This window comes from Minwuia sp. IMCC3060 (assembly GCF_029909435.1).
GTDB lineage: Bacteria > Pseudomonadota > Alphaproteobacteria > Minwuiales > Minwuiaceae > Minwuia.
On sequence record NZ_CP123782.1, the window covers coordinates 2,756,392 to 2,775,343 of the forward strand.

Annotated in this window: 24 protein-coding genes and 1 pseudogene; 16 read left to right on the plus strand and 9 right to left on the minus strand. The window is 55.8% G+C overall.

What is annotated here, in order from left to right:
• Positions 1-26: 26 nt before the first annotated feature.
• From QGV54_RS12930 to QGV54_RS12980, 11 genes are all read left to right on the plus strand, one after another.
• Complete coding sequence (locus tag QGV54_RS12930) at positions 27-365, plus strand: hypothetical protein (protein ID WP_281019943.1); 339 nt, start codon at positions 27-29, stop codon at positions 363-365.
• Between the two features lie 130 nt (positions 366-495).
• Positions 496-1,950 carry a multicopper oxidase family protein gene (locus QGV54_RS12935; protein ID WP_281019944.1) on the plus strand — a complete coding sequence of 485 codons (1,455 nt, stop codon included), beginning with the start codon at positions 496-498 and terminating at the stop codon, positions 1,948-1,950.
• 24 nt (positions 1,951-1,974) lie between these two features.
• A complete protein-coding gene (locus QGV54_RS12940) occupies positions 1,975-2,415 on the plus strand; it encodes a DUF411 domain-containing protein (protein WP_281019601.1) in 441 nt (146 codons plus the stop codon).
• 74 nt (positions 2,416-2,489) lie between these two features.
• Positions 2,490-2,891: a c-type cytochrome gene (locus QGV54_RS12945; RefSeq protein WP_348638786.1), complete on the plus strand. Its 402-nt coding sequence runs from the start codon at positions 2,490-2,492 to the stop codon at positions 2,889-2,891.
• Positions 2,888-3,028 carry a hypothetical protein gene (locus QGV54_RS12950; RefSeq protein WP_281019599.1) on the plus strand — a complete coding sequence of 47 codons (141 nt, stop codon included), beginning with the start codon at positions 2,888-2,890 and terminating at the stop codon, positions 3,026-3,028. Before QGV54_RS12945 ends, QGV54_RS12950 begins: the two co-directional genes overlap by 4 nt.
• The gene (locus QGV54_RS12955; RefSeq protein ID WP_281019946.1) at positions 3,021-3,620 is read left to right on the plus strand and encodes a DsbE family thiol:disulfide interchange protein; all 600 of its coding nucleotides are present in this window, start codon (positions 3,021-3,023) and stop codon (positions 3,618-3,620) included. Before QGV54_RS12950 ends, QGV54_RS12955 begins: the two co-directional genes overlap by 8 nt.
• The gene (locus QGV54_RS12960; protein WP_281019947.1) at positions 3,617-4,150 is read left to right on the plus strand and encodes a TlpA disulfide reductase family protein; all 534 of its coding nucleotides are present in this window, start codon (positions 3,617-3,619) and stop codon (positions 4,148-4,150) included. The genes QGV54_RS12955 and QGV54_RS12960 overlap by 4 nt, the downstream gene beginning before the upstream one ends.
• 338 nt (positions 4,151-4,488) lie before the next feature.
• Positions 4,489-4,755, plus strand: a complete 267-nt coding sequence (locus QGV54_RS12965) for a hypothetical protein (protein WP_281019595.1) — start codon at positions 4,489-4,491, stop codon at positions 4,753-4,755.
• A 64-nt stretch (positions 4,756-4,819) separates the two neighbouring features.
• Positions 4,820-5,512 carry an SCO family protein gene (locus QGV54_RS12970; RefSeq protein ID WP_281019594.1) on the plus strand — a complete coding sequence of 231 codons (693 nt, stop codon included), beginning with the start codon at positions 4,820-4,822 and terminating at the stop codon, positions 5,510-5,512.
• Positions 5,509-6,006, plus strand: coding sequence for a hypothetical protein (locus QGV54_RS12975; protein WP_281019948.1), 498 nt, complete (start codon positions 5,509-5,511; stop codon positions 6,004-6,006). Before QGV54_RS12970 ends, QGV54_RS12975 begins: the two co-directional genes overlap by 4 nt.
• Entirely contained in the window at positions 6,003-6,746 is a 744-nt protein-coding gene (locus QGV54_RS12980) for a cytochrome c biogenesis protein CcdA (RefSeq protein ID WP_281019949.1), read from the plus strand. Before QGV54_RS12975 ends, QGV54_RS12980 begins: the two co-directional genes overlap by 4 nt.
• Before the next feature lie 18 nt (positions 6,747-6,764).
• On the opposite strand, the gene QGV54_RS12985 is transcribed toward QGV54_RS12980, so the two are convergent.
• From QGV54_RS12985 to QGV54_RS13010, 6 genes are all read right to left on the minus strand, one after another.
• Complete coding sequence (locus QGV54_RS12985) at positions 6,765-8,006, minus strand: MFS transporter (RefSeq protein WP_281019591.1); 1,242 nt, start codon at positions 8,004-8,006, stop codon at positions 6,765-6,767.
• A complete protein-coding gene (locus QGV54_RS12990) occupies positions 8,003-8,674 on the minus strand; it encodes a cytochrome c biogenesis protein CcdA (RefSeq protein WP_281019950.1) in 672 nt (223 codons plus the stop codon). The genes QGV54_RS12985 and QGV54_RS12990 overlap by 4 nt, the downstream gene beginning before the upstream one ends.
• Before the next feature lie 149 nt (positions 8,675-8,823).
• Complete coding sequence (locus tag QGV54_RS12995; RefSeq protein ID WP_281019589.1) at positions 8,824-10,023, minus strand: ABC transporter transmembrane domain-containing protein; 1,200 nt, start codon at positions 10,021-10,023, stop codon at positions 8,824-8,826.
• Positions 10,024-10,122: 99 nt separating this feature from the next.
• Positions 10,123-10,830, minus strand: coding sequence for a copper resistance protein B (locus tag QGV54_RS13000; RefSeq protein WP_281019588.1), 708 nt, complete (start codon positions 10,828-10,830; stop codon positions 10,123-10,125).
• Between the two features lie 3 nt (positions 10,831-10,833).
• Entirely contained in the window at positions 10,834-12,918 is a 2,085-nt protein-coding gene (locus QGV54_RS13005) for a copper resistance system multicopper oxidase (protein WP_281019587.1), read from the minus strand.
• A gap of 22 nt (positions 12,919-12,940) precedes the next feature.
• Positions 12,941-13,504, minus strand: a complete 564-nt coding sequence (locus tag QGV54_RS13010) for a cupredoxin domain-containing protein (RefSeq protein WP_281019586.1) — start codon at positions 13,502-13,504, stop codon at positions 12,941-12,943.
• A 719-nt stretch (positions 13,505-14,223) separates the two neighbouring features.
• Between QGV54_RS13010 and QGV54_RS13015 the strand changes: the two genes are divergently transcribed.
• Both QGV54_RS13015 and QGV54_RS13020 read left to right on the plus strand, forming a co-directional pair.
• Positions 14,224-14,592, plus strand: coding sequence for a MerR family transcriptional regulator (locus tag QGV54_RS13015; protein ID WP_281019951.1), 369 nt, complete (start codon positions 14,224-14,226; stop codon positions 14,590-14,592).
• Between the two features lie 56 nt (positions 14,593-14,648).
• Positions 14,649-15,787 (plus strand): IS3 family transposase gene (locus tag QGV54_RS13020; RefSeq protein WP_281015974.1). Its coding sequence is split into 2 segments (ribosomal slippage): positions 14,649-14,913 and positions 14,913-15,787, totalling 1,140 coding nucleotides; the frame shifts between segments, so codons are not numbered across the junction.
• 48 nt (positions 15,788-15,835) lie between these two features.
• Here QGV54_RS13020 and QGV54_RS13025 read toward each other — a convergent pair.
• The 3 genes and pseudogenes from QGV54_RS13025 to QGV54_RS13035 all read right to left on the minus strand — a co-directional run.
• Positions 15,836-16,057 (minus strand): annotated as a pseudogene (locus tag QGV54_RS13025) (cation transporter); the annotation flags it as partial.
• Between the two features lie 15 nt (positions 16,058-16,072).
• Positions 16,073-16,519, minus strand: a complete 447-nt coding sequence (locus tag QGV54_RS13030; protein ID WP_281019953.1) for an isoprenylcysteine carboxylmethyltransferase family protein — start codon at positions 16,517-16,519, stop codon at positions 16,073-16,075.
• A 138-nt stretch (positions 16,520-16,657) separates the two neighbouring features.
• Positions 16,658-17,086, minus strand: a complete 429-nt coding sequence (locus QGV54_RS13035; RefSeq protein WP_281019585.1) for a helix-turn-helix domain-containing protein — start codon at positions 17,084-17,086, stop codon at positions 16,658-16,660.
• 134 nt (positions 17,087-17,220) lie between these two features.
• On the opposite strand from QGV54_RS13035, the gene QGV54_RS13040 reads away from it, so the two are divergent.
• Genes QGV54_RS13040 through QGV54_RS13050 form a run of 3 tightly spaced genes read left to right on the plus strand, consistent with a single transcriptional unit; the run spans position 17,221 to position 18,907 of the window.
• Positions 17,221-17,823 (plus strand): SCO family protein, encoded by a 603-nt coding sequence (locus QGV54_RS13040; protein ID WP_281019584.1) that lies wholly within the window; start codon positions 17,221-17,223, stop codon positions 17,821-17,823.
• Positions 17,824-17,828: 5 nt separating this feature from the next.
• Positions 17,829-18,251 (plus strand): disulfide bond formation protein B, encoded by a 423-nt coding sequence (locus QGV54_RS13045; RefSeq protein ID WP_281019954.1) that lies wholly within the window; start codon positions 17,829-17,831, stop codon positions 18,249-18,251.
• A complete protein-coding gene (locus QGV54_RS13050) occupies positions 18,248-18,907 on the plus strand; it encodes a thioredoxin domain-containing protein (RefSeq protein ID WP_281019582.1) in 660 nt (219 codons plus the stop codon). Before QGV54_RS13045 ends, QGV54_RS13050 begins: the two co-directional genes overlap by 4 nt.
• Positions 18,908-18,952: the final 45 nt, after the last annotated feature.

Here is an 18,952-nt window from a genome sequence, read left to right on the forward strand (position 1 = left end):
CCAATGTTGCAGGTAAAGATCGACGCATGAAAATGACGGCGCATATTCTGGTTCTTGCCCTGCTTGCCGCCTTCGGCACAGCTGCCTTTGCCAATGTATCGGCTGCAGCCAGCATGAAAATGCAGATGCTGGCGACCGCCGATGTTCACGCAGGCATGGTCGAGTGCGGTGATTGTGATGTTGACGGTCCGTCAACGATGTCGTGCGGTGAAATGTGCTTCACTTCCCACATGATAGCGTTTGCCGCGACTGAATCAGACATTCCCTCGATGCACCGCGTCGCATTTCTTGATGTCCCTGATTTTTCAATCGGTCGACAGGCATCACCCGACCCGTTCCCTCCGAAGGCAATCATCCTGAACTGACACCAGTCGGATTTCGATCCGGCCAGGCTGTCTTTCACGCACCGTTGGCCTAGGGGCGATGGTGTTCGGATGAATGTCGGCAATCTGCCCCATTTCGCGCAGGTGCCGCGCTTCGGGAACTCTTCTGAAAATGTCTCAATTTCGCGATGCGGTGCTGTCGCGCCGCAGCATGTTGTCGCTGCTCATGGCCAACATGGGGGTGGCGGTCATGCCTCCATCCCTCAGGGCCACTACCCGGCAGGCTGCGGTGAAGGAATTTGATCTGCGCGCTGCGCCGGGGCATAGCCGATTGACCGCCGCTGCGTCTGACCAGACAGCTGTCTGGGCCTACAACAACAGCGTGCCAGGTCAGGAACTCCGCGTTCGCCAGGGTGACCGCGTTCGCGTGTCGGTGACCAATGACCTTGACGAGCCGACCACTGTCCATTGGCACGGAGTTCGGGTGCCCAATGCAATGGATGGGGTGCCCTATCTGACTCAGGCCCCCATCCAACCCGGTGGCAAGTTCATGTATGAATTCGATGCCGTGGATGCGGGGACCTATTGGTACCACCCACATCAGCGCAGCTTCGAGCAGGTCGGGCGCGGCTTGTACGGCCCGTTGATCATCGAAGAGCACGATCCTGTTCGGGTCGATCGCGATCTGACCTGGATGCTGGACGACTGGCGGCTGGGGCCGGATGGGTCGATCCGTGGTGACTTCGGCAACCGACACGACATGAGCCACAATGGCAGGGTCGGAAACACCGTGACTATCAACGGTCGCGCTCCCGGTGATCTTGTGGTGCGCTCAGGCGAGCGAATTCGCCTGCGCCTGGTCAATGCGGCCAATGCCCGGATATTTGCCCTCGATTTCGAAGGGCATGCGCCAATGGTCATCGCGCTTGATGGCCAGCCGGTCAGCCCGCATTCTCCGGCGAACGGGCAGGTCGTCATTGGCCCGGCCATGCGTGTCGATCTCATTCTCGACATGACGGACCGGCCCGGCAGCCGCAATGCCGTCATCGACCGCTTCTACAAAGGGCTCGAGTATCAACTGACGGAACTGACCTATGCGGCTGCGCCGCTCAGATCGAGCCCACCAGACTGGCCAATCGAGTTGCCGTCCAACGGGCTTCCGGAGCCTTCAGTCGAAACCGCCATCAGGCATGAGGTCGTATTCAACGGCGGCATGATGGGCCGGATGGTCATGTCGGATATGGGCGGCAGCATGGGTGAAGGCCGGACTGGCGGCATGATGAACATGATGCGCGGTTCAGGCGTCTGGTTCGTCAACGGCGTTGCTGCTGAAGGTCATGTGCTGGAGCCGTTCCTGACCCTCGAGCAGGACCGAAGCCACATCATCTCCATGACGAACGCCACGGCCTGGCATCATCCGATTCATCTGCACGGGCACTCGTTCCGGGTGATCGCACGGAGCGGCGAACCTACCCGCCATCGTGAATGGCAGGACACCGTGATGATGGCCCCGCGGGAGCGGGTCGACATAGCCCTGGTTGCCGACAATCCGGGCGACTGGATGTTCCATTGCCACATTCTCGAGCATCAGGCTGCCGGAATGATGGGCGTCATACGCGTTAGCTGATCTGCATCAAAGGAGAAATCAATCATGCGCAAACACCTTTCACTTGCTCTGCTCGGGCTGCTGATCTGGACAACTGCACCGGCATATGCCGAAGAATCATCGCGCGATGTAACGCTCTACAAGAACCCGCAATGCGGCTGCTGTGAGAGTTATGCCAGCTATCTGCGCGAGAACGGATTTACCGTCACCGTCAAGCCTACCCACGAACTGGCACAGCTCAGCCGAATGGCCGGAATTCCCGAGAATTTCGAAGGCTGTCACCTCTCGATGATTGACGGCTATGTCGTCAGCGGCCATGTGCCGGTTGCAAGCGTCGAAAGATTGCTCAGCGAGCAGCCGAAGATCGTCGGGATCACGCTGCCGGGCATGCCACAGGGTTCACCCGGGATGTCGGGCCGGAAGACGGAGCCTTTCACAACCTACGAAATCGGCTCTCAATCCCCGCGAATCTATGCTGTCGAATGATGCCGATGCCACCGTCCATGATCGGGACTGGCCATATGCGTGTCACCCTTGTCGCTACGCTGGCCGGCGTCTCGATGATGGCCGCCTGGCCGGGCCATGCTGGTCAGGCTGATCATGAAAACCCTCAACAGGTCGCACGTGGTGCCGAGGTATATGTCGCCTATTGCGCGTCCTGTCACGGCACGAATCTGGAGGGACAACCGAACTGGCGGTCTCGCAAGCCGGATGGGCGACTGCCGGCCCCGCCTCACGATGAAACCGGGCACACCTGGCATCATCCGGACGCGATCCTGTTCTCGATCACGCGGGACGGAACGGCAGCACATGCCCCTGCGGGATATCTCACGGACATGCCGGGTTTTGGAGACGTCCTATCGGACGACGAGATCTGGTCTGTCCTTGCATACATCAAGTCCCGCTGGCCGAAACACATTACGGCCCGCAGGCAGGCCGCAATCAGGGAGAAGGTGAAATGATGGAACATATGGGCGGAATGATGTGGGGCATGGGTCTGGTCTGGATTCTAGTCATCCTGGTGCTGGGCCTCAGTGTAGCCGCTCTGATCAAGTACCTTCGATCCGGATCAGAAAGCCGGAGCGACAGTGATGACTGAATCCACCCTCCAGGAACCACAAGAAGACAGCGCCCCTGCAGGAAAATACCTGAGGTTCGCCGTTCCGCTACTCATCTTCAGCGTCATTGGCACTGCATTGGGCGTCGGACTGACCCTGGATCCGAAAAATATCCCATCAGCATTGATCGGCAAGCCTGTGCCTGTCTTTGATCTGCCTCCGGTTCTCGGACGCACACAGGGTCTTCAAAGTAGTGACCTTCAGGGGGACGTTGCCCTGCTCAATGTGTTTGCATCCTGGTGCACCGCATGCCGTGCGGAGCATCCCCTGTTCATGCGGCTGGCACGAGAGCAGATCGTTCCGATCCATGGACTGAATTACAAGGACCAGCCTCAGGACGCCGCAGCATGGTTGGAGCAGCTCGGCGACCCCTACACACGTACAGGCGCAGATATCAACGGGCGAGTGGGGATCGAATTCGGCGTGTACGGCGTCCCCGAAACATTCGTGATCGGTCGGGACGGTCGCATTGCCTACAAGCATATCGGACCTGTCACGCCTGACGCACTGACGAACACAATCCTGCCACTCGTCGAACGACTGAGAGAAAGCTCGGAGGGAATGGCTCAATGAGAATATCCGTTCTTGCATCATTTTTTCTTCTGTTCACCGCCGTTTCAGCGGGAGCTGAACCCACAACCATGCCGCTTCACGACGCAAAGCGGCCCGTTCCCGCCATCGTCTTTGCAGACGAAACGGGCAATCGCCTGACACTTGAGGACTGGCGCGACAAGGTCATCCTGCTCAACATCTGGGCGACATGGTGTCCGCCGTGCCGCCACGAAATGCCTACGCTGGACAGACTCCAGGGCAAACTTGGAGGAGAGAATTTTGAGGTTCTCGCCCTCTCAATAGACCGGGCAGGCCCGAAGGTGGTGCGGGCATTTTTCGACAAGATCGGAGTGAAGCACCTTCGGCTTCTCATCGATGAAACGGGCGCATCGGCCCGGAATCTAGGGGCCTACGGGCTACCGGTAACCTTGTTGATAGACCCTGACGGCGCGGAACTCTCACGAATAATCGGACCAGCCGAGTGGGACACACCCGAAATGATCGCATTCTTCGAAAAAACCATCGCGGCAGAGCGAGCAGGAAGGAAATAGTGATGGAACTCAATCAATCCAGTGATCGGCTCAGAAGAAATTTCCTGAAAGGGTGGTCACGGCTTCAAATGTCGCCTCGACGGCTTTCGTTGCTTGGTGTCGCGGGTACTGTCCTGATCTCCCTTCTATACCAGAATTCGCTGATCGCGTTTGGCATTGCGCCAATTCTTATCAGCTTGTTGCCCTGCGTTCTGATGTGCGCGATGGGCCTTTGTATGCGCGGTTGTTCAGACAGGAAGTGCTCTGATCAACCCGTAGCCGACAATCAGCCGTCGGCGAAAGGCAGCATTCACTCGTGAACTGCCAACCCACCACCAACCCTTCGAAAGGAAAATATGATGTTCAAGATCGTTAAAGTACTCGCATTGACTGTGGCCATGGCAGGAATGGCCTCAGTCTCCGCCATTGCCGGTGCCGAAAAATCACCCGGTGGCACGATGGAGCATGGGTCCATGATGCAGAATGACATGCAGGAAGGCGAAATGGCCGGGATGATGAAAATGATGCAGCAGATGGCACCAATGATGGAAAAATGTAACAAAATGATGTCGGCCATGAGCGATCACATGAAGGCAGACAATCCTTCATCTGATGACAAGGGCTGATTAGCCAACCAGCGTCTGCCGCCTTCCGGGGCGGCAGACGCGCTCGCTTCATGGGAGCATCCGTATGCCATCAAAATTTTTCCCAATTCTCTTAGTCGCTGTTTTCCTGGTATTTGCCGGCCAAGCGACAGCAAATCATCCCGGTGAGTCTCTTGATGCTGAATTGACAGCAAAATCGAATTATTTCCAGATCATCGACAGACCAGCGCCGGACTTCCAACTCGCTGACCTGAGAGGTAATCCCGTGACGCTACGGGATCTCGCAGACAAGATCCTGATCCTGCATTTTGTATATGCCCGATGTCCCGATATCTGTCCGCTTCACGCGGAGAAAATCGCCGACGTGCAGAAAATGATCAACCAGACACCTATGAAAAATATGGTTCAGTTTATAACTATTACCACTGATCCAGAAAGGGATATTGCTGAAAATGTTATGAATTTTGGTGAATTACATGGATTGAATGAGGTCAATTGGTCCTTTCTAACCAAATTGCCAGATCAGGATGAGGCGGAAACGCGATCCCTCGTCCAGCAATATGGGCACAAATTCAAGGTCATGGATGATGGAATGCAAGTGCACGGCGTTGTTACTCATGTGATCGATCGTGGCGGTCGATGGGCTGCGAATTTTCATGGGCTGAATTTCGAGCCCGTGAACCTCCTACTCTACGTCAACGGTCTCTCCCATCGGGTTTGGCCGCCGAAATTGCAATCCAAACCAGGATTCTGGGAGAGAATGAGGAACATGTTTTGAAGAGCGATACACGTGCCGAAGAGAATGCGCCGATATCCGGACGAAATTGGCTGGTAAGCCTGCGGCGTTATTTCATCGTCAGTGCAATCGGCAATCTTGCGTGGGAATTCCTGCACCTTCCACTATACACAATCTGGACTGATTCCCCCTTCCGCGAGAATGCGTTTGCAGCCGTTCATTGCACCGCCGGTGACCTGTTGATCGCGTCGAGCACGCTCATATTGTCGCTACTGGCTTTGGGCCGGCACGATTGGCCGCAACAAGGTGTCAGACCGGTGATCGCCGCCACATTGACGATGGGGATCGCCTACACCATCTTCAGCGAATGGCTGAATATCGATGTTCGGTCAGCCTGGGCCTACCGGGAGATCATGCCCGTGATGCCATGGTTCGGAACAGGCCTCAGCCCACTGCTACAATGGCTTGTGGTACCCGGCGTGGCCTTCTGGTGGGCACTCAGGCCTGTGGCCAGCCTGAATGACGAAACCAGATGACGGCAGAGCTGACATTGCTGGGTATCGGGGCCGCCTTTCTGGCGGGTTCCATTTCCTTTTTGTCACCCTGCGTGTTGCCACTCATACCAGGATACGTCTCCTATATCGCCGGTCAATCCTCTGGCCCGGCTTCCACGCGAGGAAGAAATAGAGAGACGATTGCTGCGATTGGCCTCAGTTTGTGCTTCGTCCTTGGATTTTCCACAGTATTCATCATACTCGGAGCCAGTGCGACCGCGCTCGGTCGCACATTGCTTGTTTATCAGTATGAGCTGAACATTGTCAGCGGAGCGGTCGTTGTTCTCTTTGGCCTGTTCATGCTGGGTGTCGCATCCGGTAGCTTCCTGCAACGGGACTTTCGCCTGCACCTTCAGATACCCGGTGGACGCCCGTTCTCTGCTTACGTGCTCGGTCTGGCTTTCGCGTTTGGCTGGACACCATGCATTGGGCCGATACTCGGGACGATCCTGATGACCAGCGCGGCCTCTGCAACGGTCGTGGAGGGGATCATCTTGCTTGCTATCTACTCCGCCGGACTTGGTGTCCCGTTTCTGGTCGCCGCAGTGTTCACGGAAAAACTGGCCGGGCGGTTGCGTGCCGTTGGTCGTGTGGGCCGTCGCCTCCATCAGGGAGCGGGCCTAGTCGTAGTGATTGTGGGTGTGGCGATGATGAGCGGATACCTCTCGGCGTTTGCGTTCTGGCTACTGGGCACGTTTCCGGTTCTTGGGCAGATCGGTTAAACAGCCTGCCATCCCCGTCTATCTGGCTTCCCTAGTCGCGATTCTGAACAGAAAGAAAAGCTGAAGAATCGCGGCCACCAAGGAGATCATGAAAATGATGGATAGTCCGAACATCGAGATGATAATGCCCGCAAGCAGCGGCAACAGGAACGACGGTGCCGTGATCGCATTGAAATAGCCGGTATAGGCTGGACGCCTGTCGTCGGGTGAGATTTCCATCAGGAATCCGATAACCGCGATGGTCAGGCCATTGGCGAGCGCGCCGAGGACAAAAAATGTCCCGACGAACAGGAACAGCATCTGGTCGGGTCCAAAAAACTGAGCCGGTGCAAGAATCAAAATAGCGGCGGGCGGCAGGATCCTCCCGATCGAGACCACTCTCAACAGACTGACTTTGCCCAACCTGTCACCCCACCAGCCCCATATTACATTTGAGCCGAGACTGCCTGCGGTTTGAGCGCCCAGCAACAACGCGACGTTCTCGAGGCTTACTCCGACGGAATCAGCCTGCACGACATAGAAAGGCATTGCCATCAGCACGGCACCACCGCACCATTGCGCGTATACGAATTTTCGAAAATTCAGGTCAGTTCGGAACACGGTCACGCCATCCCTCAGGTACTGGAAGAATGTGGATCTGCTCGCCTTATCAGAAGCCGCCTGCGGCTCCCCCATTGCGGAAAACACGACAGACGACAGAAACATCAAAGCCGCGGCAACTGTGATGATTGCTGCATAGGAAAGGGGAAAGGCGAGGGTCCCGACCACGTGGTCGGCAATGGCCACGACCGCCAATGCGAGGAGGCCGCCGCCGAAAAAGCGCGTGGCCAGCAGACGGCTTCTCAGTTCCGAGGGAACTGATCGCGCGACAATATCAGTGTAAGGCACCGCAACTATTCCGCTAGTGAATGCATATGCAGTCCAGATCAACATCACAAGAACGGCCAGCAGATGTGTCTGCAGTCCGGCTCCAAAAAAAAGGACCGCTGCCAGCGCCGCCATCCACCCCGCACGTCCGAATGCGCCGATGAAATAATAGCGCATGCTGGCACCACTGCGTTGTGCCAGGAAGCCAACAAAAAGTTGTGGAAACAACCAGCCAAATCGCAGGATCGCGGTAACGGCTCCGACCAGAATGGGATTGCCTGTCAGTTGAAAGATCAGTGCGGACATGATGGTTGCTGAATCAACTGCGGCTGACCCTGCCTGAAATGTGATGCCTGCCGTCGCAACACTTCTGAACCGGCCACGGGTGCTCATTTTCCGCTCCAGTTTGCTGGGTCCACAAAAATGCCGAACCAGATGGACCAGGCCCCGAGCAAAACGAAGATGGCCCCAACAAACCAACCATTCCTTTTCAATCGTGCACCCAGATTTTGAAGCCAGACTGCAAATCGGGGTACGGCTGCGAACACAGCCAGTGGTGATGAAAGGAAGAGGCCAAAGAAAAACATCATAGCAAACCCGGTTGCTACTGTGCCGACAGTCGCGGCCAATCCGAGCAATCCGAACAAGATCGGCGCAGCACAGGCAGGTATATTCAAACCGAAAGCCAACCCTAGAACGAATGGGCTCTTGGCGCGTCTCCATGATGCGGGCGCAAGGTCGACCTTGTGTTTGATAAGGCCGCCCTTACCGAGCAACAAAGCCAGCCCGACTATCAGGTAGATTACGCCGAACAGAAGCCAGGCTCCGGTCTGCGCGCCGATCAAATTTGGACCGAGAAATGCGACAAGCGCTCCAAACAACCCTGTGATCAGGGAGCGGGCAGCAACGAACGTCAGTAACGCGCGAATCTTTTCGCGGCGGCTCCGTTCATTCTGGGTATCAAGAAACAGGAGATGTCCGCCAATCGTACATGGCTCAATGAACCCCAGCAGACCGAGGCCAACTGGCAGCAGAACAAGCTCGAGTGCGGTGAATTCCACGATCCCTCCCAATTCAGCCGAAGAGTCGCCCATTCAGCGACTGGACTGTGAAATTGAAGCCAATGAAACTCGGTTTCATCTCCTTGCTCTGGAGCGGAGCAAGAAGCGGAAAACTCTAACAAAGATCGGGGGACAGCGGAGCGCATCATTCATAATCTGTCTGCCCGATGCATGGCATCACCGAGCAGTAGAAAACGCCGAACCTCCTCGTAGCGTATTCGGACGTCTTCCATGGATTGGTAGTAGCCAAAGAGCTCCTTCAGCGGCGCCGAGAAGTCCTTGTATGCGGCGAGTACTGCCACAAGAGCGCCAAGCGTCAGGCTGCCCTTGATCACAAGAAAGCCGCCAATCGAATAGAAAAATATCGGCGTCAGAGCGGTGAGAAAATTGTTCAGAGCCTTCATAAAAAACTTCGCCCTGTGGATATTGATCCGAATGGTTTCGATTTTCCGCAAGGATCCCGCCGCGAGAATCAGATCGGTGCTTTCTCTTTCAACTTTGGCAGCCTGCTCACCCAGAACACCGCCAAGCGCCCGCAGCTCCGCCACCCTCTGACGGGAGAGTCTATTGAGGCGGCGCTGCATCTTCGGGATGATCAAAAGTTGAACCGGCAGAAGGACAAGCGCCGCAGCGCCAAGGACCGGCTCCTGAGCAAACATGAACACGAGAATGGTAATGAACGTGCCGCCCTGAAACATCGGCAGGGAGAAGGCGTCTGATGCAAACCCGCCAATGGGTTCGACTTCCTGCGCCACCAGCGGTATCACCTCTGACCGTCGCGTCGGGCCATGACCACGACGCCAGAGCCGGACGATCAGAAGTCTCAAGCGACGAAGTAGCCGCTCACCAACACGGCCCTTGAAGACATTCATGATGTATTTCAGGAACCCGTTTGCGATCACTGCAATCAGGAAAATACCACACAAAATGAACAGGTGTTCAATCTGACTGATATCGTAACCAATGAATGACGCAGGCACATGTTCGTCAGCCAAGGCACTGTTGATGATCAGCTTTGGCAGCTCCAGTGTTGCATACAATACTGGCATCGACAGAAGCCCCAAGAGTACGAGGCCCACCTGTTCCTTTCGCGAATACGAAATGATGTAGCGGAATACATTCGTCGGGAGATATAGCAGTCCATCTGGCCCAGGTCGTGCCATGTGACGATTGCGAAGGCGGCGGCGGATACCTGTCACAGTCAATGCAACAGCCAGAAACCCCAACGCCAATGGCATAGCTATCAATACAACATGTAAGAGAGGGTGGAGCCACACTGGGGATCCATCACCAAGCTGAAGCCCGATGAATGTCATCGCCCAATGCAGAACATCGTCAAGATTGTTCATGCAACAGATTCAATAATTCTGATGTGAAAGATGTGAAAGACGTAGGCATTCACGAGCTGTGCAGCCCGGCAGCAGATGGGCGCTACCGGGCTGAACAAATCAGAAGAGAAACCGTGCACCAATCACGAAGAACACCGCACCAGCGTCCTCACCTCCGGCCCTGGCCAGATCCGCTGTCGCGCCAAACTTCCGTTCGTAATGAACGCCGACATAGGGCGAGACCAGACGGTCAACGAGGTCGTAACTCAGTCGTCCGCCCACTTCGAGCGTCGGGGCGAAAGCACCATTGCCAACCGCCGGATCATCCGTGAACGGGATATCCAGTTCGATGCTGGGCACGAAGATGATCCGGTTCGTGATCAGCCCTTCATACTCAACTTCGAACCGCGCAGACGGATTGTCGGAGATGAACAGATCAGCATCGACTTCGAACCACTGCTTCGTCAGCCCATGCAGACCGATCACACCATGGATCCGGTCGGGACCTTCCGGTGTATCCAATCGCACACCAACCACGGCGTCAAAGAAGTCCGAGATTGGAGTCTGCAGTCGAAGCTGGTTCTCCAGCGTCTCGAAACTGTCTTCGGCAATGGCATATTCGGCCTCGCTTCGAAAGACGAACTTCAATTCGTCCCTACCCACCATTGCGTCGAAGTCCCAGGCAAAGATATCCGACCCTTCATTGATACGATATTCGGCCTGTTCGGCCTGGATACCCCAGACAATTGGCTCTGCGAATGCAGAGGCCGGAATGAACAGTGCTGGAGCAACGAGCGCGCCAGTTACCAGTTTCAGAAGTTTCCGCATCAATCAGCCCTTCCCATCGGCAGACAGAGAGGCTGCCTTGTCAGATGGTCCGCCTTCGACAATCACCTTGCGGAACATGCCGGTATCAGCGTGATAGGAAAGATGGCAATGGAAGGCCCACTCACCCGGCGCATCGACCTCTGTCTCCATGTAAACCGTAGTGCCTGGCGCGACACTGACGACATGCTTGATCGGATTCCATTTGCCGGCGCCGACGTCGAGAATCGACCACATGCCATGCAGATGCATCGGATGCGTCATCATTGTTCCATTGATGAACTTGAAGCGCACACGCTCTCCGTACTGCAATACAATCGGGTCTGCGTCTTTGTACTTCACACCATTAATGGACCAGATATAGCGCTCCATGTTGCCCGTCAGTTCCATTTTGATCTCCCTAGTAGGCGGGCGATCCACGTAGAGAGGGTTCTGGGCCTTGAGATCTGCGTAGGACAGGAACTTGCCGCCATTCGCAGCTTCCGGCGTCAGACCGCTGCCAGGTGCATAGAATGGGTCCGCGCCCTTGGCCATTGCGCCATGGCCCATCTTCGAATGGTCCATCCCGCCGTCCTTCATCGGCATGTCATGGCCCATCTTCGAATGGTCCATCCCGCCGTCCTTCTTCGGCATGTCATGGCCCATCTTGGAGTGGTCCATCCCGCCGTCCTTCTTCGGCATGTCATGGCCCATCTTGGAGTGGTCCATCCCGCCGTCCTTCTTCGGCATGTCATGACCCATCTTGGAGTGGTCCATCCCGCCGTCCTTCTTCGGCATGTCATGGCCCATCTTGGAGTGGTCCATCCCGCCGTCCTTCATCGGCATGTCATGGCCCATCTTGGAGTGGTCCATCCCGCCGTCCTTCTTCGGCATGTCATGGCCCATCTTGGAGTGGTCCATCCCGCCGTCCTTCTTCGGCATGTCATTACCCATCTTGGAATGGTCCATGCTTTCGCCGGTAATGGCAGCCAGGGTGTCGTGACCGCCAGAGCCATGGCCGCCGTGTCCGCCCCCATCAGACATGTCCATGCCCGACATATTCATTCCGGACATCCCCATGTCCGCCATGGTCAGCAACGGATCCTTGCGCATCTCCGGCACTTCTGCTGTCTGGCCCTCTTGGGAGGCCAGCGTTCCGCGGGCATACGCGGTGCGCCCCATCGATTCACCGAATATGGTGTAAGCCCTGTCCTCGGTCGGCTGGACAATCACATCGTATGTCTCAGCGACAGCGATGCGAAGTTCATCGACAACCACGGGCTGAACATTCTGACCATCCGCTTGCACCACCGTCATCTTCAGCCCTGGAATGCGGAGATCGAAGTAGGTCATTGCCGAGGAATTGATGAAGCGAAGGCGTACACGCTCGCCAGACTTGAACATACCGGTCCAATTCTGATCCGGTCCCTTGCCGTTGATCAGTGGCGTGTAGCCGTGAACATCCTCGATGTCAGTCGGCATCATGCGCATCTCGCCCCAGTCGCCCCGATCCGAGAGTGCCTTGTCGAGGCCCTTTTCTCCGGCGTCATCGAAGAAATCGAGCAACGTGCGTTGCTTTCGATTGTAGTAGTCCGGCATCATCTTGAGGTTGCGCAAGATGCGGTCGCCCGAATGCGGATGCGCATCCGTCAACTGGACCACGTACTCGCGGTCATAGCTGTAGGGTTCGCGCTCCTTTGGTTCGATGACAAGAGCGCCATAGGCTCCGTCCGGCTCCTGAAAGCCTGAATGGCTGTGGAACCAGTAGGTGCCGTTCTGCACGATCGGAAACCTGTAGGTAAAAGTTTCACCAGGCTTGATGCCGTCATAGCTGATCCCCGGGACACCGTCCTGCTGATAAGGCAGGATCAGGCCGTGCCAGTGGACAGACGTGTCCTCGGACAGGTTGTTTGTCACGTTGATGGTGACATCTTCACCTTCCTTGAACCGCAGAACCGGACCAGGCGTTGCGCCGTTGTAGCCGATGCCCGTCTTGGTGAAGTTCCCGGTGTCGATCTCCACACGATCAACTGTGAGATTGTACTCGCCAGCGAGCGCCGGGGCTGAAAGCCCCAGCGCCACAATGGCGGCAGTCAGATTGCGAATACGCATGTTGATGCCTCCATTCGACCTGTCAGTCGTTGAGCTTGATCGGTCCGACCATGCCGGACTGATAATGGCCTGGGACGTTGCAGGCGAACTCGAGCTTCGCCTCTGTGTCGAATGTCCAGACAATCTCCGCTGACTGCCCGGGCTCCAGCAACGCGCTGTTGGCGTGATCGTGGCTCATGCCGCCCTCTCCGTGCTGCATCTTGTCATGACGGATCCTGTCAATCTCCAGCACCCCCTTCTCCATCATCTCCATCATCTGCGGCTGGTGTTCCGCATGAGATTTCGGAGTTCCGATATTGAACTCGTGAACAAGTTCTCCCTTATTCACGACAACGAAACGGACTGTCTCACCTTCCTTGATCTCAAGCTTCTCAGGCTTGTAGTAGGTGTCATACATTTCCACGGTTATCGAGCGGGTCGTGGCAGACGCCTTTCCCGGGTAACCGATTTCTGATTTTTCGGATTTCTTGTCGCCATGTCCGCCGTCATGCGAGCCAGCGGCAAAGGTTGTCTGAGTCATGCCCGAAACGAGCATCGTGGAGAGGGCAAGGGCCACAAGGCCTCTGCGCTTACGGGAAAATTTCATGATCTTTGGTTCTTTCGCGTTGTTTCAAGCTTATACCGCCCGAAAGAGCGTGCGCTCTTCAGGCAATCCAGTGCGTGGGAATAAGCTTCAAACTCGCGGTGGTGGCGGATCAAATGATGGAGATTGACCGTCGAGAACAAGGTCTTCGGGAAGGTGATTTCCGGAGCTGCCGTCCGCCAAGTTCGCGAATGTCATAGATCCGGGAACGCTCATCGCGGTCGTACAGTGGCCCACGATCATGTCACAGCAGAGTACGATATCCGCCTGACCACAATCCGTATCCATTTCTGCACATGTATGGCTATCGGATTGTGGCGTCTCGGAACCTGCGGCACCGACCATCGCATCATGATGGTCCTTCGCTGTGACAAACTGAGGTGCCATCAGCAAAGCAATCAGTGCAAACGTGAGCAGAGAGCGTATCATGTAGCCCAAATATACCTTCCACTTACAGGAAGGTCAATTGGTGGCATCACACAATTGACCCCTTTTGCAGCTTGTATCGCCCGATCGTCTGCGTCGATTGCACCAAGGGCATCGTCACTTGGTATATGCAGGTCCAATGGCGTCAAATGCAGCTGGATGTCGATCCTGAACCAACCGTGTGATAGATTGACGGCATGGATATCTAATTGGTGTTTGATACTTATCGATCAGATATGCAGCCCATGATTGCACAACAATGATCATGGTTTGGCGTACTTTGAACAAGGTGCAGGATGTCCATTACTGAATTTTCGATTGGACGACTTGCTGCATTAACCGGATGCAAGCCCGCTACCATCCGATATTATGAGAAAATTGGACTGCTCCCGGAACCAAGGCGGTCGCCAGGTAACACACGGATCTATGACCAGATCCATCTCGGCTTGCTTCGATTTATCAAGAATAGCCGCGAGATGGGGTTCTCTCAAAAAGATGTGCGTGTGTTGCTCGATATTACGGGACAAATTCATCATCCCTGCGCGGATGTGACCAGAATCGCCAAGGCACATCTGGCGAAGGTTGATCTCAGGATAGCGCGCATGTCAGCCCTAAGATCTGAACTTGAAGTAGCAAGAGGTGGCCCGACAAATCTGGACAGTTGAGTTAGGTGGATTTTCTGCTCCCAATCCGGCAGCGTTGCCGGGACGAAGGAGCGAAGATGACAAGACGACCCAGGCGGAACCACAGCCCTGCCTTCAAAGCGAAAGTCGCATTGGCGGCGCTGAAGGGCGACAGGACGATGAGCGAGCTGGCGACGCAGTTCGACCTGCATCCCAATCAGATCAAGCAGTGGAAGGATCAGCTGCTTGAGGGCGTAACGGGTGTCTTCGATGACACGCCAAAGGCCGCGAAAGAGCCGCAGATCGACGTAAAGTCCCTGCACGCGAAGATTGGCCAGCTGGCGCTGGAAAACGATTTTTTAGAGGGCGCGCTCGACAAGGCCGGTCTGTTGCCGAGCGCAAGGAAATGACGGGCCCGGACCACAGGCTGAGCCTGACACGGCAAGCCCGGCTTCTCGGGATCAGCCGGGGCAGCCTGTATTACGCGCCGCGCCCGACCAGTGCGGCGGACCTCAAGCTTATGCGCAGAATTGACGAGTTGCACATGGACTACCCGTTCGCGGGCAGCCGTATGATGAAAGGGTTGCTGCGGCAGGAAGGCTTCACGGCCGGGCGGCTGCACGTGGCAACCTGCATGAAAACGATGGGCATTGAGGCGCTCTATCGCAGACCGAACACCAGCAAGCCTGCGCCCGGTCACAGGATCTATCCCTACCTGCTGCGCAAGCTGGCCGTGACGCAGCCCAATCAGGTCTGGGCCATGGATATTACCTACATTCCCATGGCCCGAGGGTTCGTCTATCTGGTCGCCGTTCTGGACTGGTTCAGCCGCAAGGTTCTGGCCTGGCGGCTGTCGGTGACGCTGGAAACAGCGCCGTGTCTGGAGGCCTTGAATGATGCCCTGCGCAGATATGGCAAGCCGGAGATCATGAACTCGGACCAAGGATCACAGTTCACGTCCATTGACTTCATCAAGGCGCTGAAGGACGCCGACATCCAGATCAGCATGGATGGCAAGGGCGCTTGGCGCGATAACGTGTTTGTCGAACGGCTCTGGCGCAGCGTCAAATACGAGGAGGTCTATCTGCACGCCTATGAAAGCGTGTCAGCCGCCCGACAGGGCATCGACCGATACCTGGCCTTCTACAACACAAGGAGACCGCATTCATCGCTGGAAGGGCAAACGCCCGATCAGGCATATCACATCAAGTTGCAACCAATCCCGGTGGCGGCATAACCAAGCGGAAAATCCACCTAAGAAACGGCTCGAAACTGTTCAAACGAACCGAACCACCTCTCCAATGACCGCAAGTGAGATCCCGTAGGTCAGCGTATCGCCCAGGAAGTCGAGCGCATCGGCCTGCAACGCCTGTGACTCCGCGTATTGCCCGGCAATCATTTCGATTGTGAACATCATAGCGTTGATCGCGATGACGATCCAAAGCCTGCGTTTATAATCATCCGAGACGCCATCAAACTTGGCGTCATTTCCACAACAATTAGCCATTTCGTTTCTCCAGCATCAAAGCCAACGTCGCACGCGCTGCGTGTACCGCAAGTAGTCGTCGCCAAAATTGTCCTGCAACGCGCTTTCTTCGGCCTTGATTTGCAAGTGATTCATGGACACCACGAACAAGGCAATTGCTAGAAACGCAATTACGTCTCCAAGATAGAGACACCATCCCAACAACAGGAATGCCATTCCGACATACATCGGATTCCGGGTTATGCGGTAAAGACCTGACACAACCAGTTTCTGAGCCTTGGACGGGTTCAGGGGATCAAAGGTCGTCTTGTGAATACGGAAGATGTTCAGTGCGATAGCCAGAAATCCGGCACCCGCAATACTGGCGATCCAGACCGCAACAGTCACCAGAGCGCCGTCGAACTGCCAGACTGGCAGGCCTTCACTCAGGCCCCAAGCAAAGGCTCCTGCAACAAGAACTTGAACTAACGGTGGAACCTTCATCGAACCGCTCCTCTCTTGACGATGGCGGTAATGTAATTGCTCTAGTGACTATAGGTTCAAGAGAAAAATGAAGCCTCCGCGTTTCATCGATCATCCGCGAGTTCGAATGCACACGGAACAGCTCGACAGCCCCCGTGTTCAGTCGTTCAAATCCTGATGATCAGTGAGGCATTCCGAGTGATCACGAAGCACTTCGAGGACCCTGCAATCACTTGTATGACCGCCGCTGCATTCCCGAACCATGCGTTTCAGCTCCGTACGCAAGGCATCGAGGCGCGACAGTCGCTGTTCGACCTGTTTGAGCTGTCGGCGTGCGATGGCATCGGCCTCGTTGCAAGGCCGGTCAGGATTGTCGCTGAGATCCAGAAGCTCCCGAATGGCGTCCAGCGAAAACCCTAGTTGCCTTGAGTGACGAATGAACGAGAGGCGGTCAAGCTCGGCGTCCCCATAGCGTCGTTGACCGCCTTCTGTCCTTCCCGGTTCCGGCATCAGTTCAATCTGCTCGTAGTAGCGAATGGTTTGAACCTTGGTTCCTGTCTTCTTCGCAAGTTTGCCGATGGTGAGCATTGGTAGCCTCCTGATATCTATAGCTACTATAGAAATGTGCGCTGGAGAAGCCGTAGTGTTTTTCGTCTTGACCCTCTAGCTGCTAGAGCATTTATCCAAGTATCCAATTGCGGATTGGGTTTGGGCAAACGGGTATGCGACTTTCAATAGTTCGAAGGGCTCTGTGGGTTCTGGCGGGTGTCGCCCTCCTGGCTTTCATTGCTCTTCAATGGGAAACGATAAGGCAGATTGAGAAACGCGAAGAAGCTGCTGAACCGGCTTTTCGCGCAGCATTTCAACTGACCGACCATCAAGGTGTCGTTCGAACGGAGAAGGATTATCAGGGACGCTGGATGCTGGTGTTTTTCGGCTTCGCCAATTGCCCCGATATCTGCCCGACAACCTTGGCCGAAGTTGCTGCGGTCATGGAAAGTCTGGGAGATCAGTCTTCCGATGTGCAGCCAATCTTCATATCGATCGATCCTGAGCGGGACACCCCGGAAGCCCTGGCTGAGTTTATGCCCTTGTTTGGGGCCGGCATCGTTGGGCTCACAGGTACGCCGGACCAGATTGCCAGCACCGCCGAAACTTTCCCGATCTTCTACGAGAAGATTGAAGAAGCTTCTGCGCCGGGCGGCTACACAATGAGCCATACATCGCATCTCCTGTTGTTTGATCCTCAGGCGGGGTTTGCAGATTCGTGGCCTTATGGCACGGCGGCGGAGGAAATTCTTGCCGATCTGAAAGCGAGGCTTTGACACTCATGCGCCGAATTTCGGGAGAAACCGCACTCATTCTGGCCTGGATCGTGGCGCTGGCCGCTTCGCTATCAGTGCTATTCATCGGAGAAGTCCTGGGCCAGACACCGTGCAATCTGTGCTGGTTCCAGCGGGCCTTCATGTTCCCTCTGGTGATTGTTCTCGGACTGGGACTCTGGTGGCGAGATCCGCGGGTCGGGCGTTACGGGATTGTCCTGGCAATCGGTGGCGGCGTGGTGGCCCTCTGGCATCTGGGCTTGTACGTCGGTGTTATCCCGGAAAGCATCAAGCCCTGCACTGCTTCCGGCCCATCATGTACTGATGACAATCAAGTCGTCCTCGGTATTCCGATTCCCCTCTTGGCGGCGGCTGCTTTTGCACTGATAGCGCTGCTGTCCACTTTCTCGCTCAAGGAGAGAACCGAATGAACCGCCGTGCACTGATCTTATCTGTTCTTGCCGTGGGCGCAGCCGGTTTCGGTAGCGCAGCGTGGTACGCCACTAGGCCCGCATCAACAGCTGAGGTATCGACAGTCGATTCAACATTCGCGCAGGCACTCATCCGACCGCATTCGCCGATTCTAGGTCCGAAGGATGCGCCAGTTACAATTGTAGAATTTTTCGACCCGGCTTGTGAAGCGTGCCGCGCCTTTCATCCCATAGTCAAAGATATCATGAAGGAGCACGCCGATACCGTTCGAGTCGTCATCAGGTACACGCCGCTTCATGGTGAAACATCCGAGGTGGCCGTCCGTATCCTTGAAGCGGCACGCGCTCAGGGCAAGTTCGAGGAAGTTCTGAATTTTATCCTCTGGAGCCAGCCGCAATGGGCTTCTCATGGCAAGATGAACTCGGATGTCCTTTACAGAATGGCCATTTCGGCAGGTTTGGACCAAGAGACGGCACGGACACAGATGCAGGCCCCACAGACGACACGGGTCCTTCAACAGGATCTGGCTGATGTGAAGACAGTTGGCGTCCGGAAGACACCTACTTTCTTTGTCAATGGGAAGCCGCTTGAACGCTTCGGGGAAGCAGAGTTGAGGGCGCTGGTCGCAACGGAAGTCGCCGCAGTGAAGGGATGATTGGAGACCATGGCTTGCTGTCTTGGATCATTGAAGGAGATTAGG